Raw genomic sequence first — 16,614 nt, 5'->3', positions numbered from 1 at the left:
ACAAACGTTCATGATCGCGGTGGCCGTCCTCATGCCCTCACCCACCCCGGCAAGGCGCTGACCAGTGCAGACGTCGGAACTACAGCTGCCGTGACTGTTCCTGAAAGAGGTCGAGTTCCGTCTCGGTGGCGTGGGATACGGGGAGCACGCCGTACCGCGTGAAACCCATGGCCTGGGCGATGGCGAGGGTGCGCGGCAATGCCCGCTGCGTCGCGTCCTGCATGACGTCGACGAAGGCGAGCACCCCTGAGCCATCGAGGTATCGCTCCCGGATGGGCTTGCCGAACATCTTGGGCGCCAGCAGTGCAACGTCGGCTTCCCCGGGCAGGACGATACGCCGGAAGCGCACGGAGAAGCCATGGGCCATGATGAACAGATCGCCGTTGTTCAGGTAGGCCGCGATCTCCCGGTCGTAGACCTGCGGGTGCGCCTCGTCCGGAATAAGCAAAACGATGATCGAGGCGTCCATGACGGCATCGGCTATCGGCCGGGTGTCGAAGCCGTCCTCCATCGCAGCCTTGCGGTATGCGTCGTCGCGGTTGCCCACGATGACGGGGACGCCGCTGTCGCGCAGGTTCGCGGCGAATGCCTTGCCCTGGATGCCGTAGCCGATGACGGCGACGGTCTCACCATCTATGTCGTGCGGACTTACGTCCTTCTCGAAGTACATGCCTGACACCTCTCATGATGGGGACGGGCAGTGACTCGCACGGGGTTCACGACGGGACACGGCTCACAGAGAGTCGCCGGTCCCGTTCTCGGCTGTGCGAGAGGGCAGGGCTCCGATGGCCGGTTCGTGGTTCTGTACACGCTTGCCGATATCAGTGGTCGCCATGTTGCGACAAAAGACCTCCTTGAACCCCTCCCACTCCTCACGGCAGCGCGGAAGGTCCCAGTGCAGCAGGCCCGCCATTTCCCCCAGCATCAGGTCCAATGCGTCCAGGTCGACATCGCAGCGCCCGGTGTCGTCGAACACCACCGCGTCCCTGATGCCGCCGGTGTTCAGCAGATAGTCGCGGTAGCTACTCGCCATCTGGTGGCTGACATAATGCCGCACCTTCTCCCGGATGAACTCCCGGTCGCTCCAAGGCTGGTCGGCCCGGTCGGGGGAAAACCGCTCCTCTCCCTGCACCGGCAGGAACGGCAGCCGGTGCGTGGTCGACCTGCCGAGCTTCTTGATGTTCTTCCTTCGCAGTTCCCGGGCGATCCGATCGGCGACCTCACGGCCGGCCCACCTGAATTCGGTGAGCTTGACGTTGATCATGTCGTGCACGATGCCAGCACCTTGTTCCCGCCTGGTGATGCGGAACATGCGGGAGATATCCTGGACAGCGATCTTTCCACCGTCACCGGAGGCGAGTGGCCGAATACCGCAAAACACGTTGAAGATGTCCTGCCGGTCCACCTTCCACCGGTCATTCACCAACGCGTTGTAGGAGTGCAGCAGCTCCTCGATCTCGTCCTCGTGCGGTACGACGAGATCGGGATCGTCATGCGCCCGATCTGTGGTGGTGCACTGGATGTACCACATGCCGTGCTGATGGAAGGGCCGCAGATAGTGCTGGCGTTCCGCGTTGAGCGGCACCAGTCCGACCTGGAGGCTCGGGTCCTGCGACAGGCTGCGGTGGATGAACTCGTTCGTCACCTCGAGGTGCGACCCCCGCGAGTACACCACGGTCTTCGTTCCGTCCGGCCGCTGCGTGCGATTGCGTGCCTCGTCCGACCAGGGGCCGGCGGCATTGGTGATCGTATGGGCCTTGACGGTCACCTTCTCGGGCAGCTCGTCGTCCGGGAAGCGCCTGGCCAGCGTCACCAGGAAGTAGCCGCCCGCTCCCTCCTGCCGCCACTTGTAGTGCTCGACCTCGATATGGCTCATGGCGCGAATGGGGTGTGCATCCGTCCCCCGGAGGTAGGCGTCACGGATCGCCTTCAGCACCAGAATCTTGTCGTTGTTGGCCTTTCCGTCCCAGTAGAGGATCCCTCCGAGCGCGTCCTCCGCCTGCAGGTTCGACAGCTGTTCATGCAGGGACTTCTTGTTGCGGAACAGCTTGATCCGGCTGGACCTGGGGACAAAACTGCACCAAGACCACAGGGCCGTGAACAGGTCGTACACCGAAATCCCGAAGAACACCGCCCACTTCTTTTCCGGGCTGTCGGGAAGGACGAACACGATGTTGGGAATTTCGTCGACCGTGTTCCCTGCCGTCTCCATAAGGATCTTCCGCTCGCGTGTCCCGTACCAGACCAGTTTCAGATCGAGCCAGGAGGCCCGGAGATTCTGTGTGAAGGTCTGCTTGATCTTCGGGTCCTTGCGCAGGTGCCCGGCGAGCAGAGCACGATGGAAAGCCATCCTCAGATACCGGATGCCGGGGTGGATCGCCTTTCCGGTCTTGCTGGACGTCTCACCGCCGAATGGGCCGCGGTCGACAAGTACGGCGCTCGCATTGGCGCGGGAAGCCAGATCCCGCAGTACGCCGGCGCCAGCCGCCCCGCCTCCGATGATCAGGGTGTCGTGGATGAAGCCCGGGTCGGTTGTCTGCTCCGCCACGAGTTCACGGAACTGGCGCACGACGTCCGGCATGGCGAACGTTCGCGTCGTCGGAGTGATGGGGGAAGACGGCTTCCTCGCCTGCCTCACGCTGCTCGGCCTCCTTTTCGTACGGCGATCACCCGGTGGTGCGTGTCACGCCAGGCGTGGAAGGTGACCGCGCTATCCGGAGGGACCGGCGATGTCGTCCGCCAGTCCCAGCCTTTCTCGATCATGTACGCCATGAACGCGCGGACGTGTTCCCGGCTCAGACCGCGCGTGCCGTGGCGCTGCTCGACGAGGCGCTCCTGTGCTTCGCGTTCGCGCACCATTTGCTCGAAGGGAGGCCAGTCGAAAACCCAGAGGGCGTCGATGCGCTCGAACACGGTCCGCCATTCCGGGAGGTTCTCTGCAACCTTGCGCTGCAGCCCTCGGGGTAGTTTCAGCGGATCGACATCCGTTCTGGCGCCTGCGTACCACAAATCGAACAGGAACACCCCGACCTTGCCCCGGATCTCGACATACCGGTCCGCGTCGGCAGGCTGATCGTCGGTGCGCTTGTCGAAGCTCCCCATTCTGATGGTGCTCGCCTCCCCGCTCAGCTCCATTTCGTGCAAATTGCGTTTCAGCCAGCCAAGGTCGTGGGTCCCGGGCAGGGAACGGTTCGAGACGCCGGGCACGCCAGGGGCGTAACCATGCCCCCTCAGCAGCTCCCGCTCCTCCCTGCCGAGGTACCAGTCGTCCCCGCTGCGGGCGACGGCCTGTCCTTCGGCACTGTCGAGAAGGTGATTCAGTACCACCGCGAGAGCGTTCGTCAGCACCGTCTTCCCTGCGCCCGGGCTTCCATTGAACCCGACCATGAACAGCCCGTCGGGCCGGAGCCTTCTCTTCTCGTGCACGATCCACTGGGCGAGCGGGAGGTATAGCCGCCACAGTTCGGTCAGCGGAACCTCTACGCCTCTGCTGTCAGAGAAGTAGGAACGCCACCAGTCGGTGAACGGCTCCAGGACGCCCTTCAACAGGTCGATGCGTTCCCGGATGACCGCACGCGGGGAAACCGTCGCACCGCCGGGCAGGAACGCCGAGGGAATCGGATCGTCGGGAGTGGCCGCGGCCAGCGCGTCGACCTCGGCCTGACCAGGTGACCGGTCTTCGGCTGCTGCCAGCAACAGGGGCGTGAGGTGCTTGTCGACGGCGCTCCGGTGCCACGCGGCGACCGGGTCGAACCGCTGGTCCCGCGCGTCCTGGAGACCACGGACGGCGGCCTGCGCCTTCGCGGAGAGCAGGAAGGACAGCGCGTCAGGTGACGGCTCGCAGGTACTCCACCGTTCGATCTCCCGGATGGTTTCCTCATAGGCCGTGGCAGGCCGGGGGCTTGGTCGGCCGTGCAGCGCACTGTCCACCGTGGACATCTCTCTCCTTCAGCTTGGCACCGTCTTCTGTGGGCTCAGCATGCCGAGAGGAACGCATGGAGTTCGCCGAGGAGCAGGTCGGGCTTGGTGAACGCCGCCAAGGGCACCTCCTTGCCGAACAGCCGGGAAAACTCACCGCGCATCCGAGCGAAGTCCAGCGAGTCCAGCCCGAGGTCCGTCAGCCGCTTCGACTCGTCCCACCGGTGGACGTACGTGGTCAGGAAGGACCGGACACCGTCCTCTCCACCCTCCGGCGCCGCGGCATTAGCGTCTGCGGGACCGGCAGGAACATCGATTTGGCGCGGCCGGCCGCGTACCGAAGTGTGTGCCTCCGGCTCCGTTAGCACTGAGACCAGAGGGGAGCCCGCCCAGGGCGACGCGTGCCAGTCAACGTCGCACACGGCGAAGTTCCGGCCCGTCGCGCCCCCGGACAGCATGGCTGCGAGGATTTTGCCGAACAGGTGCAGCGCCTGTCCGGAACGCAGCGGCGTCTCCCCGGCCGCCCGGGCCGCGTCCAGCGCCTTGGCGTGGCTGGCCGCCATCCCCACCTCGCCCCAGGTACCCCAGTTGATCGAGACCACGCTCGGCGCCGTCTGCGCAGGGGGCCACATCGCGTGGGCGTCCATCCAGGCATTCGCGGCAGCGTAGTTGGCCTGACCGGCGGCGCCGAGCAGGGCGCTGGTGGAGGAGAACACGGCGATCCAGGGTGCCCCGGCCGTACGCCCCAGCTCCGTCAACTGCGGTAGCCCGAGCTTTGGGGCGAGTACGGCCGGGAACCGGGAGGCGTCCAGGTGCCGCAGCACACCGTCGTCGAGGACACCGGCGAGGTGGACGATGCCCGCGAGCGGACCGGTCCCCTCGGCACACGCGTGCACGTCGACCGGTCGCGCGAGGTCCATCTCCAGGAACCGGACACCTCGGCGCAGGTCGTGGGGGTCCTTCCGGCCAGACACGATGACCCGTCCGGGCGCGACCCCCTGGTGGTGGATCAGCCAGTCCGTGACTGTAGGGCCGATACCGCCGGTGCCACCCGTGATCAGATAGCTGCCCTCGGCGGTACCGAGGGTTCCCGGGGGTAACTCCGGCAGGGCGGCTGGCAGTAACCGCTGGGCGAAGAGGTGGCCGCCGCGGTGGAGGATGTCGCTCTCCCTCTCGTGGGGCGCCATCCTGCGCAGCAGCCGATCGATCCGCACAGCGGTCTCCTCGGGAGTCTCCCCGGCACGAGCTGCTGTCCCGTCATGGACGTAGACACGCCGCACCGTGAGCCCCGGTTCCTCCAGGACGAAGGAGCGTGTCATGCCCGCCACCAGGCCGCTGGTGTCCCGGGCTGGCAGCACCAGGTCCAGGTGCCCGCGTGCATCGGCCTGCGCGAGGGACTGCAGCAGGCTGAGGAAGTCCTGGCAGTGCTGCTCCGGGGTCTTTCCCGCGGTCATCCGGCACACGAGCGCCGCCCGTGCCGCCGGCTCGGTCAGCGTCTCGAGCAGCCACCGCAGCGATGCCGCAGGCCCTGATTCGTCGAGGTCGATCCATCGGCTCCCGGCAGTCGCCTCGGGGGCCGTGATTGCCTCGGCCGGCACCCAGCGCACTTCGTGGAGCCGGGCCGTCCCCTCCTCCCGGCCGGACGCCAGGTGCGGGGCGAGACGGTCGAGGAAGCCGACGAGCAGGTCCAAAATGGCCTCGCGGTGGTGGAGCATGAAGTCGTGCGCCCCCTCGTGGGCGTGCACCTCCACGACAGGGCTTGCGCTGATCTCGGCCCATTCCCGGGCCGATGCGCTGGGGAACGACGGGTCCTGCGTGCCGCAGTGCACCTGGAGCGGGCTGTCGATCAACTGCGTCCCCCGGTCCTGCTGCCGCTCGACGGCCCGCCGCTGCGCGCGGGCGTCCAGGGCGAGGTCCGCCTGGAGCAGCGGCAGCACGTTCTCCTTCCATTGCACGTCGTCCCGCAGTTCGTTGGGAACCATGAGGTACGAATCGAGCGGGGCCTCCGGATGCGCCCGGGAGGTGAAGGGCGCGCGGCCGACGAGCGACACGGCGGTGACCCGGCCCTCTCGGGCCCAATCGGCGAGCGGCCCGCCCAGCAGGTCCAGTGCGAGGGAAGCACCAAGGCTTAGACCGCATAGGGCCACGGCGGCCGGGCCTGCGTCCGAGCGGATGGCGGCGGCCAGGCGCTCCAGCAGGGCCGCGTCCTCGTCGTCGTTTCTGGGGATGGCGCGGTGCGCCTGGTCGTTCCTCCCGGGCAGTTCCACCGCCACGACATCGAGCCACGGCGGCGCCGTACGGGCCCACGACCGGAACGCGCCCGCGTTCCCGCCCGCGTAGGGGAGGCAGTACAGCCGCACCGTTGCGTCCTGCTTCTCGACGAACCGGACGAGCTGCCGTGCCGCCTCATCAGCGTAGGGAAAGCCGCTCTCGGCCGCGACGTCACCGGTTCCGCGGCCGGTGGATGGGTCGGTGGACACGTCCACGTACGGGGATGCCTCGGGATTCGTCCAGTAGCTGGTCCGCTCAAAGCTGTAGCCCGGCAGCAGGGGACGATTGTCGTGGCGGCCACCGCCGCTGGCCCGCTCACCCTCGTGCAGAGCGGCGAAGTCGAGGTCGACGCCATGGCTCCATAGATCCCCGACTGCGGCCAGGAACCCTGCTTCGTCGTCCTTGTCCGCGCCCACCGCGTTCGGCATGGCCGTGAGTGTCAGTGGCTCCGCTGCGCCCCTGTGCTGCAGACATTTCATGGTGAGGGTGGTGAGGACGTGGCCTGGGCCGACCTCCAGGACGATGTCGGGCTCCCACTTCAGCAGGGTGTCGACGTCGTTGCGCCACCGGACCGTCCGTGTCACATGCTCGCCCCAGTAGGTACTGGGCCGGTAACGCGAGTCAAGCCATGCCCCGGTGAGGTTACTCGCCATCGGTACGCCTGGGGCTCTGGCCTCCAAGCTGGCGGCCACGGCGTCGAGCCGCGCGCCGACCGGTGCCATCAGCGCGCTGTGGAAGGGGTGGGATACCGGAACCTTCCTGCAGGAAAACCCAAGTTCCGGCAACTGTACCGCTGCTTCCCGCAGCGCGGCCCCCGTCCCCGCCACGACGACGCGCCCGGGCGCGTTCTCGACGGCGAGCCAGAGGTCGGCACGTCCCGCGAGCCAGTCGGCGAGCCGGTCCTCGTCGCCGACCACACTCAGCATGCCGCCCACGCCGCCGGGCCCACCGTCACTGCTGCCCGCCCCGGCATCGGGGCGCAGTTCCTCGGTCGCCTGGGCCCGAACGGCCACCAGCATTGCCGCTTCCTCAAGCGTGAGCACCCCCGACACCACTGCCGCCGCGTACTCGCCGATGCTGTGCCCTGCGACGGCCACCGGCACGACGCCGAGATCCATGAGTGTCCGCGCGAGCGCGTACTCCACCGCGAACAGTCCGCACTGCGTCGTCACCGGCCGCATCACGGAGTTCTCGTCAGCACCGAGGATCAGGGCAGCCGGGTCGAAGGGCAGGTGGCGCCCGAGGGTGCCGCAGGCCGCGTCGAAGTGCCGCCGGAACCGGCCACCGTCCGCGCGACCGCGATACAGACCGCGTGCCATGAAGGCGGTCTGGGATCCCTGCCCGGGGAAGCAGAACGCCACGGTCGCGGTGCGGCCCTGGCGGAGACTGCTGCGCGGGGACTGCTCGGCAAGGCGGCGCAACGCGTCCAGCCCTGTCGCGGGGCCATGGTCCGGGCCCTTTCCGGCGCCCTGTATGACAACGGCGCTGCCGCGCAGCGGGTGCGCTTCCCTCGTCAGGTGCAGGGACCGGACGGCAGCGGCCAACTGTTCGCCGGGCAGCCCTTCGACGAACCGCGCCATGGCGTCCGCGTTCCTGCGGAACGCTCCTTCGCTCCTGGCCGAGACGGTCACCAGGTGCACGGCTCGCGGCCCCTCCGCGGCGCCCGCGGACTTCTCCTGCAGTGCGGCCTCGGGAGCCTCCTCGAGGATGACATGGGCATTGGTTCCGCCGATCCCGAAGCTGGACACTCCTGCCCGCCGCGGAAGTTGCTTGGCGGGATCGGCGACCCCCCACTCTTCGTGGGTCTGCTGGACGGTGAAGGGGGATCCCTCGCAGTCGACGAAGTCGACGAGTTTCGGGTTGAGGTTCTGGTGATTCACGGTGGGGACGAGCGCACGGTGGTAGAGACACAGCACTGTTTTGATGAAGCCGGTGATGCCGGCCGCGCAGTTCGCATGGCCAATGTTCCCCTTGACGCTGCCGATGGGACAGCCGCCGGTGCGCAGCCTGTCTCCCCCACCGTGGCGGGTGAACGCGTCGAGAAGTCCCTTGAGCTCGATGGCGTCGCCGATGTGAGTCGCGGTGGCGTGGCACTCGACGTACGAGAGCTGACCGGAGTCGATCCCGGCCATGGTGATCGCGTCGGAGATGCACTGCGCCTGCGCCAGCGCACTCGGCGCGGTGTACCCGGCCTTCCTCCGCCCGTCGTTGGAGACGCCGTAGCCGCTGAGCACTGCCCAGATGTGATCGCCGTCCTCGAGGGCGTCGTCGAGGCGCTTGAGGACAACCGCACCGACGGAATCGCCGAACAGAGTGCCGCTTGCCGCGTCGTCGAAGGGACGGACATGGCCGTCCCCGCTGCCCACCAGCCCGTCTTCGTAGCGGTATCCGAAGTTCGGGAAGTTGAGCGACGAGGCTCCGGCCACCGCCATGTCACACTGCCCCGACATGATTGATTGGGCGGCCTGGGCCACGGCGACTAGGGCGCTGCTGCAGGCCGAGGTGACCGTGATAGCCGGTCCGCCGAGGTCCATCAGGTACGCGACCCTGGTGGCGATGTAGTCCTTCTCGTTGCCGATCTCGGTGAGGAACACTCCGGCCGGATCCAGGGGGTCCGTCAGTCCGCCGCCCTTCAGGTGGTGGATGAGATAGCCGTCGATGCCGCAGGCTGCGAAGACTCCGGTCCGGCGACGGTACGGATTGTCCCTCCGGGCATATCCCGCCTGCTCGAGCGCCGACCAGGCAACTTCGACGAAGGCTCGATGCTGCGGGTCCATCAATGTGGCTTCCCGCTGTCCGATCCCCCAGAATTCGGCGTCGAACTTGTCGGCGTCGTCGATGAGTTGGGCGGCTGGCACCCAACTCGGGTGTGCCAGGACCTCCTCCGGGACGCCTTTCTTTCTCAGCTGTTCCGGGGAGAAGGTGGTGAGCGAGTCCGTCCCGTTCTTCAGCAGCTCCCAGAAGGCAGCGACGGTTGCCGCCCCGGGGAAACGGCCTGCCATTCCGACGACGGCCAGTCTGGTCGTCCCGGCTCGTTGGGCCCGGCGAGGGGGTTCTGCGGCTTCCGCAGCCTTCCCGCCACCGTTCCGGCTGCCCGAGCAGTGCCCGGCCATGTCCCTGAGGGTGCTGTGCTGGAAGACCTCGACGACCGGGAGCACTATCCCGAGCCGGTCCGACAGCAGTCCGGACAGCCGGGCCGCGCTGAGCGAATCACCGCCCACGTCGAAGAAGTTGTCGTCGGGGCCGAGCGCAGGGACACCGAGCACCTCGCGCCACGCCTCGGCAATGCGCTGCTCCATCGACGTCAGCGGAAAGGCAGGTGCTGTGGTCTGTGCGGTGTCCTCGGGCGGAGCGGGCAGGGCGGCAAAATCGATCTTGCGTGAGCCGCTTCTGCTGACGGGGAACTGGTCAAGGCCGATGACATGCCGGGGCCGAGCGTACTCCGGGAGGTCACGCCCGGCCTTGCGTCGCAATCGCGCCAGTACAGTTTCCGACGGCTTTCCCCGGTCGCCTAACACGTACGCGATCAGGCTCGTCGGTTGATGTGTCTGGCTGTCCAGTCTGGGCCGTACGACGACCCGTGCTACGCCTTCCTGCTCCGCCAGGACGTTCTCGACGGCGCGCAGCGACACTTTGAAACCCCGCAGCTTCACGATGTCGCCGATCCGGCCGAGAATCTCGATATCGCCAGCGGGCAGGAGCCTGGCACGATCGCCGGTGCGGTAGAAGGTCTCACCTGCGAAGAGAGTATGAGCGAGCGCCGGCGGGCAGGGCACGAAGCGTTCCGCAGTCTTCTCCTGGTCGTCGAGGTAGCCGACGGCAACTCCGGGACTGGAGAAGTACAGCTCCCCCACGCCCCCGTACGGGACCGGCTCTCCTTGCTCGTTGAGAACGATCGCGGCGCTGCCGTCGAGAATACGGCCGACCGTCGCGAAAGAGGACGTTCCCGGTGTCCCAGCGCCGTCCGTGGGGAGCAGATTGGCGAACGAAACGTCCAGGCTCTCCCAGGTGCTGTAGGCATTGACGAGCCTGACGTGGGGCGGGAGCAGCCGGGCCGCTTTATCGACGATGCGGGTCGGCACCACCTCGCCCATCAGGAACACGATCTCCATGTGCGCGAGCCGATCGGACAGTTCGGGCCCCACGGCCGGGTGGTCGAGGACGCTCTCGAAGAGTGAGGGCGGAACCACGATGCGGGTGATCCTGGAGTTCTCGAGGGTGTCCACGAGCCGGACGGGGTCGAAGATGTGATCGTCCGGAACAACCACCGCAGGTTTTCCCTGCAGAAGAGGCCTCAGGCACTCCCACCCGAAGAAGACGTTCAGCCCGTCACATGATGCTTCACCGTAGGGGTAGAGGTCGTATCGGGCGTCGAAGCAGTAGAAGCAGCCTCGGTGCGTATTGAGCACCGCCTTAGGCGTTCCCGACGTGCCGCTCGTCATGGAGATGAGGGCGATATCGGACGGCTCCGGGTGCGCGAACACCGGCAGCGACGCGTCGGCGCCACTGTCCTGCCCGCCGCGTCGGCCAGCGTCGGTACATCGTCCGCCGTGAGTGCAGCGTGCCGCAGCGCTGCATCGGACTTCGTCTAGGACGAGAAGCCTGTCGGGGGCTTGGAAGGCAGTGGGGAGAAGTCCGGCGAGCTCTGGGGTGGTCACCACCATCCTGACGCCCGCGCTCTTCAGGAACCGGGCCAGCAGCGAGGGCGGCCAGTTCTTCTCCAGCAGGCAGGCCGGGGCACCGAGTCCGAGGCAGGCGAGCAGGCTGATGCAGTACTCCGCGGAGTGCGGGAGAAGGAGGCCGATGACATCGCCTTTGCGGGTCCCGAGCGCGGACAGATCCGATGCCAGCGCCGTGACGGTGTTCCCCAGCTCGCGATACGTCCAGCGCTGCTCGCCGTCGGCTAACGCCAGTTTTTCCGGGCCTAACTCCACCTGGCGGCTGAACCGTTCCCAGATACCGGGGCCCGTGGCGGGGTACGAAGTGCCCGCGACGGCGATGGACGGGCTGGCCCAGGCCCGCACCCGGTTGAGGTGGCGGGTGATGCTGTCCAGCAGGGCGGCCTGCGCACTGACGGTATAGAAGTGCCCGCCCGGAAAGGTCTCCACTCCGACGGCGGATTCCTCGTCGAAGTGTTCGTGCCAGGCGTGGAGTTCCTCACGGGTCACGGTCAGGTCGTCGGCACCGCCGTACACCACACAGGGCACGGAAAGCCGGGCGCCGGTGCGGCTGCCGGTCGAGCACCAGTAGTCCTCGTCGAGCTTCATATCGGCCCGCAGTGGAGGAAGCACGAGCTGAAGCAGATCCTCGTCTCCCAAAGGAGTAATCGGCAGGCCCAGGGGACGCGTTCCGTGGTTCCCGGTACGGCCGAATGATCGCCGGTGACTGTGGAGAACGGCAGCTCTCCACGGCACGTCCAGCGGTTGGCCGGACGGGCGGCCGCCCCGCACAGACACGGGCGTGTGACGCGGAGCGGCCCGACCCGGGGCAACGGCCGACACCTGGGGTCTCCGAGAAGGGCGGCCACGGCGACGACCGCCGGTCGCCGTACCGCGTTCGGATGAGAGCGGTGTTGCCGCGTTGTACGGGCTGGCGGTCATGGGACTGGTGATGGGCAAACAGCCGGAGGGTATACCGCGACGTTAGGGCTGAGCGATCTCCTCCACCCTAGGCTGGGCGATGGACTGGTAGTCCGCAGTCGCCAGGGCAATGGTCCGGTCCAGGCGACCCGCGTTGAAGAACACCTCGGAATATCGGAGCAGTTCCGGGTCGACGAACAACTCCAGCCGTTCGTCGAAGGAGAACGGCGGGATCGTACCGACCGGCGTTCCGGCCAGCTGCTCGGCCTGCTCCCGGGAGGCGAAGGCGGCATACGTCCCATTGTACAGCGCTTTGATCCTATCGAAGTCGACTCGCCGGTCGCCCGGGAGGACGGCCGCGGCGTAGCGGGTCACCTTCTTGCCGACCTTGACCATCACGACGATGCACTTGGCAGCCTGCCGCGAGTCGTGCCCGCGCAGCCGGCTCACTGCCTCCGTGACCCCCTCGGGCTCGTGCTCGATGACGCGGTACGCGGCGCCCCGTTCGTCGAGCAGAGTGACCAGTTTGTAGTAAATGTCATCGGATGTCATCGATCGACTGCTTCCCCTGTCAGAGCGTTGCGTGATCACGCCCGTTGCTGTGTGCTCCTCTGGGCATGTGCTGTGAAATGTAAGCTGCCAAAGCGAGTCATGCGGTCATTTCGCCTCACGGCTCGGCGGCGACCTGTCTCTCCCCCTCACCGCCCGCATGCCGACGGACAGGACAGGGACAGAGAATCGGCCCTCCGCCGGAGGCCAGCACCGCGCGCACAGCATCAGTGAGCGAAGACCGTACTGGCGAGGGCGACATGGACGGCGGTGCCACCGAGGATGGACAGCAGGACGTTGTGGCGCCACAAATGCAGCGCCACGGTAACGGCCAGCGCCACCACCGTCGGCCAGGCCCGGTCGGACACATGCGGACTGAAATTACGCAGGGTGTAGACGGCGAGGATGACCATGACGCCGACGGGCATCGCCGTCCTGAGGTAGGCGACCAGCGGGCTGGACCGCAGCGGCGCGAGAGCGGCGAATGGGAGGGCGCGCAGGGCCCAGGTAACCACGACGGCGACGGCGACTGCGGCTATCAGGTAACCGGTATCAGGCATGAGCATGTCCCTTGCGCTTCCAGGCGTACCGGACCGTCAGGCCGACGGCGAACATCAGAAAGGCGGTCAGCAGCATCTGACCGGGGAAGACGAACCGGCCGACGAGTGCACACGCCAAGGCCAGGACGGGGAGGGGAATGTCATGGGAGGCACGGAAGGCGTCGAGGGCGAGGACGGTGAACAGTGCGGTCACCGCGAAGTCCAGACCGACGACCTGGCCGGGAACCACCGAGCCGAGCAGCGCCCCGGTCGTCGAACCGCCGACCCAGTACAGGTGGATAAACACCTGGAGCCATAAGATGCGGCGACTCGGGTAGGCGTGCGCGGTCTCACTGACCGTCACCGCGTAGGCCTCGTCGGACAGCGCGAAGGTGCTGTAGGTCTTGCCGAGGCGGCCCTGTACACGGTAGAGGGGGAAGGACAGAGCGTAGAAGACGTGCCGGAAGTTGACCAGGAACGCCGTCAACGCGACGGAGGCGAGCGGAGCGGCGCTCAGGACCAGTCCGAGGAAGAGGAACTCCAGCGAACCAGCGTAGATGAAACCGGAGATGACACTCGCCCACCACCACTGGAGACCAGAGTGGGTGACCAAGATACCGAAGGCGACACCCATCGGGAACGCGCCCAGACCGACGGAACCAGAGTCCCTGACTGCCAGTTTCAGGTCGGTCCACAGCCCCCAGGGCTGGTCGGTGGAAGGTGGGCCAATGTGTTCGACAGGTGGTGTCGCCATGCGGGCAATCCTATAAAAGCGGCACGCGTTTTTGGTTGCGAGTTGCGACTGTAAGATCGCCGCATGCGCAACAATAAGAAACTTGATGACGTCGACCGCGACATTTTATTTCAACTCCAGCAGGATGGCCGGCTGACCAACGTCGAGCTGGCCAAGCGGGTCGGGCTCACGCCTCCGCCGTGCCTGCGGCGTGTCAAGCGCCTGGAGGAACTCGGGGTCATCACCGGCTATCGAGCCGTCGTCAACCACGAGGCGATCGGCTGGGGGCTGGAGGTGATGGTCTGCATCGAAGTCTCCGTCAGCGACCTGAAGACCCTGGAGGGGCTAGAAGCCACTATCGCGGCGTACGAAGAAGTTGTGGAATTCCGCCGGGTGTTCGGTACGCCGGACTACTACCTGCGCGTCTTGGTCGCTGACTACGCCGCGTACGAGGCGTTCCAGACCAAGAAGATCATCGGCATTCCCGGTGTGGCCCGGGTAATCTCCCAGCCCACGATGAAGAAGATCAAGGTGACGGACTGAGCTTGAGATAAAACCTGCGGATTCGAACAGCTCCGACCAGCTCCTCCTGTCGCACAAGCAGGCTTCGCGACACGGTCGGAAGTCAGGGCAAACCGGAGTAGATGGTGCGCATGCCAAGCCGGCGAAGCCGACTTGCGGTCGTGTTCGAGCGGCGAGGTTTTATCTCAAGCTGAGTGCGTTGTAGAGAACCGAACGGTGTTCAAGGAAGCCGCCGTGGGTGATCGTTCGGTCTCTGCGGGACGGGCATGAAGGAACGGGTCCCTCGGTAGAGACACGGTTGAAGTCTGCCGACCTCACCAAGGGGGCCCGTTGCCGCACCAGTTCACCATCGACGCCGCCGGTGAGTCGGGAGTGCTGCCGATGCTGCTGTCGGCGGTGGCCGGATGCGTGTTCATCGACCGGGTCGGCCGACGGCGGCTGTCGGCGGCTGCCGACCTGGCATCCGCCGTGTGCGTCGCGGCAGGCCAGTGGTCGACGGGTTGACCGGCCTGACAGTCGCCTCGTTTGTGGTGCTTGGTGTTGCCGGTGCGGTCTGTGACGTACCGGGGATGACCGTGAGGGAGGCACTGGCCGCCGATATCGCCTCCGCCACAGGGTGCGGCATGGAGCGGCTGGCCGGGCTACGGGGGAGCATCGGCAGCGGTGTGGTGGTCCTCGGCCCTGCAGCGGCCGGTGCACTCATCATGTTCGTTGACCCGACGACCGGCTGTGGGTCACTGCCGCGTGTTCTGCCCTCGCCGCACTCGTCACGATGACGCTCCCGAAGGACGTCGGCGCGCAGTCGGTGCCGTCCGCGGAAGGTAGCAGCCTGCTGACCGATGTCACGCGCGGACTCGGCGTGCTGCGGTGCGACCCGCTGCTGGCGCGATCACTCTGGTGTGGGCGGGCAGCACCATCGTCCTCGCCCCCTGCAGAACCTGATCCTGCCGGTGTACCTCGTCGGAGAGGATTCGCCGGGCGGCCTGGGGCTGGTGATGTCCTGCCTGGCCGTCGGCGGGATCGCGGGTGCGGAGGTGTACGCCGCCGTGGGGGCGCGCTTGTCACGTCGCATGGTTTTCCTCGCGGCCCAGCTCACCTCCACGCTCGGCATCGTGGGCCTTGCCCTCCTTCCGCCGATCCCGCTGATCCTGGCCGGCTTCGGCGTGGGCCTTCTGCCTGCCCTCTTCCTCGTACTCGTCACCTAGTGCTGCGTTCCTCAAGGCGGTCGTATGTTCGGTAGGGGGTGCGTGGGAAGGGGCGCGCCATGCCGAAGTTTCTGTATGCGAGGCCGCCGACCGATCCGGTCGAGGAACGAAAGATCCGCAAGCTGGCGGGGGCCCGGCACGCGCCCGGAGACTGGATCCTGCGGGCCCGGATGATCACGGCCAGCTGGCAGGGGCTGCACACCACCGCGATCGCCCGCGAGCTGGGCTGTCACCCGCAGACGGTGCGCGAGCGCCTGGCGCGGTTCAACGCCGAGGGCCTGGACGGGCTCGGCGACCGGCCGATCCCCGGACGCCCCCGTCGGCTGACCGAGGACGAACGCTCGGCCCTGACCGCCCTGGCCCAAGGCGATCCCCCCGGCCGTCCCACGAGGAATGACGGCGGCGAGCTGGAAGCCGCCGACGAGGAAGGGCCGCCCACCTGGACCCTGGACACGCTCACCGAGGCCGCCCGCGCCCAGGGCATCGACGTCCACCGCAGCCAGGTGCGCCGGATCCTGCTGGCCGAGGGGGTGCGCTGGCGGCACCCGCGCTCCTGGGCCACCAGCACCGACCCGGACTTCGCCCCAAAAGGGCGGCAGGCGTCGGCCTCTACACCCACCCGCCGCCGCGCTCCACGGTGATCTGCGCCGACGAGCCCGGCCCGGTGATCCCCCGTACCTTCGCTCCCGCGCCGGGCTGGTCCCCGGACGGGCACCGGATCAAGGCGCCGCTGGAGTACGCCCGCGGCAGCCAGAAGACCTGGGTCTACGGGGGGTTGCGCATCCGCGACGGCCAGGAGGTGACCCTCTGCGCGCCGTCGCGCAACACCGCCGGCTGGCTGAAGCTGCTGCGGGAGATCGCCCGGGCCAACCCGCGGGGGCAGGTCTACGTCGTCGCCGACAACCTCTCCAGCCATACCAGCGGCCCCATCCGCCGGTGGCTGAGGAAGCATCCGAGGATCCATCAGGTCTTCATCCCCGTCGGCGCGTGCTGGCTGAACATGGCCGAGGGCTGGTGGCGGATCTTCCGCAAGGCCGCCCTGGCCGGGCAGAGCTTCGCCGGTCCCGACGAGATCGACCAGGCCACCCGCCTGGCCACCGCCCAGCTCAACGCCCGCGCCCAGCCGTGGATCTGGGGACGACCTCCATCACCCCACCGCCGACTCCGCCGGAAGTTCGTCTACCGGCTTTGAGGAACGCAGCACTAGTGTCCTGCGCCAGAGATCCGTCGGCAGAAGCGGGCGAGGGAGTCGAGGATCTCTTCGGCTGTCTTGGTCCAGATGAACGGCTTGGGGTCTT

12 protein-coding genes are annotated in these 16,614 nt (G+C 67.3%); 5 read left to right on the top strand and 7 right to left on the bottom strand.

Features of this window, described 5'->3' with window-relative positions:
- Positions 1-79: 79 nt before the first annotated feature.
- The 7 genes from ACWD3C_RS45820 to ACWD3C_RS45790 form a co-directional block, all read right to left on the bottom strand.
- Positions 80-670, bottom strand: a complete 591-nt coding sequence (locus ACWD3C_RS45820) for an NAD(P)-binding domain-containing protein (protein WP_451154305.1) — start codon at positions 668-670, stop codon at positions 80-82.
- A 63-nt stretch (positions 671-733) separates the two neighbouring features.
- Positions 734-2,581, bottom strand: coding sequence for an FAD-dependent oxidoreductase (locus ACWD3C_RS45815; protein ID WP_451154303.1), 1,848 nt, complete (start codon positions 2,579-2,581; stop codon positions 734-736).
- Between the two features lie 53 nt (positions 2,582-2,634).
- Entirely contained in the window at positions 2,635-3,696 is a 1,062-nt protein-coding gene (locus ACWD3C_RS45810) for a kinase-like protein (RefSeq protein ID WP_451154301.1), read from the bottom strand.
- 278 nt (positions 3,697-3,974) lie between these two features.
- Entirely contained in the window at positions 3,975-11,480 is a 7,506-nt protein-coding gene (locus ACWD3C_RS45805) for a beta-ketoacyl synthase N-terminal-like domain-containing protein (protein ID WP_451154299.1), read from the bottom strand.
- 351 nt (positions 11,481-11,831) lie between these two features.
- Positions 11,832-12,320: a YbaK/EbsC family protein gene (locus tag ACWD3C_RS45800; protein ID WP_451154297.1), complete on the bottom strand. Its 489-nt coding sequence runs from the start codon at positions 12,318-12,320 to the stop codon at positions 11,832-11,834.
- 224 nt (positions 12,321-12,544) lie between these two features.
- Positions 12,545-12,877, bottom strand: coding sequence for a branched-chain amino acid transporter permease (locus ACWD3C_RS45795; RefSeq protein ID WP_451154295.1), 333 nt, complete (start codon positions 12,875-12,877; stop codon positions 12,545-12,547).
- Positions 12,870-13,610, bottom strand: coding sequence for an AzlC family ABC transporter permease (locus tag ACWD3C_RS45790; protein WP_451154293.1), 741 nt, complete (start codon positions 13,608-13,610; stop codon positions 12,870-12,872). The genes ACWD3C_RS45795 and ACWD3C_RS45790 overlap by 8 nt, the downstream gene beginning before the upstream one ends.
- 63 nt (positions 13,611-13,673) lie before the next feature.
- On the opposite strand from ACWD3C_RS45790, the gene ACWD3C_RS45785 reads away from it, so the two are divergent.
- The 5 genes from ACWD3C_RS45785 (at position 13,674) to ACWD3C_RS45765 (ending at position 16,508) form a co-directional block, all read left to right on the top strand.
- Positions 13,674-14,132, top strand: a complete 459-nt coding sequence (locus tag ACWD3C_RS45785) for an Lrp/AsnC family transcriptional regulator (RefSeq protein ID WP_451154291.1) — start codon at positions 13,674-13,676, stop codon at positions 14,130-14,132.
- Between the two features lie 309 nt (positions 14,133-14,441).
- Positions 14,442-14,615, top strand: a complete 174-nt coding sequence (locus ACWD3C_RS45780) for a hypothetical protein (RefSeq protein WP_451154289.1) — start codon at positions 14,442-14,444, stop codon at positions 14,613-14,615.
- A gap of 395 nt (positions 14,616-15,010) precedes the next feature.
- Entirely contained in the window at positions 15,011-15,316 is a 306-nt protein-coding gene (locus ACWD3C_RS45775; RefSeq protein ID WP_451154287.1) for a hypothetical protein, read from the top strand.
- A 59-nt stretch (positions 15,317-15,375) separates the two neighbouring features.
- Positions 15,376-15,957: a helix-turn-helix domain-containing protein gene (locus tag ACWD3C_RS45770; RefSeq protein WP_451154285.1), complete on the top strand. Its 582-nt coding sequence runs from the start codon at positions 15,376-15,378 to the stop codon at positions 15,955-15,957.
- Positions 15,954-16,508: a transposase gene (locus ACWD3C_RS45765; RefSeq protein WP_451154283.1), complete on the top strand. Its 555-nt coding sequence runs from the start codon at positions 15,954-15,956 to the stop codon at positions 16,506-16,508. The genes ACWD3C_RS45770 and ACWD3C_RS45765 overlap by 4 nt, the downstream gene beginning before the upstream one ends.
- Positions 16,509-16,614: the final 106 nt, after the last annotated feature.

It is taken from the genome of Streptomyces sp. NPDC002845 (assembly GCF_053591955.1).
The sequence above is the reverse complement of the archived record's forward strand: the minus strand, read 5'-3'. Positions and strand labels throughout refer to the sequence as shown.

Coding starts and splice junctions, on each gene's coding strand:
- ACWD3C_RS45800 (WP_451154297.1), bottom strand. CDS start 12,320: ATGACATCCGATGACATTTACTACAAACTGGTCACTCTGCTCGACGAA.
- ACWD3C_RS45770 (WP_451154285.1), top strand. CDS start 15,376: ATGCCGAAGTTTCTGTATGCGAGGCCGCCGACCGATCCGGTCGAGGAA.
- ACWD3C_RS45790 (WP_451154293.1), bottom strand. CDS start 13,610: ATGGCGACACCACCTGTCGAACACATTGGCCCACCTTCCACCGACCAG.
- ACWD3C_RS45795 (WP_451154295.1), bottom strand. CDS start 12,877: ATGCCTGATACCGGTTACCTGATAGCCGCAGTCGCCGTCGCCGTCGTG.
- ACWD3C_RS45785 (WP_451154291.1), top strand. CDS start 13,674: ATGCGCAACAATAAGAAACTTGATGACGTCGACCGCGACATTTTATTT.
- ACWD3C_RS45820 (WP_451154305.1), bottom strand. CDS start 670: ATGTACTTCGAGAAGGACGTAAGTCCGCACGACATAGATGGTGAGACC.
- ACWD3C_RS45815 (WP_451154303.1), bottom strand. CDS start 2,581: ATGCCGGACGTCGTGCGCCAGTTCCGTGAACTCGTGGCGGAGCAGACA.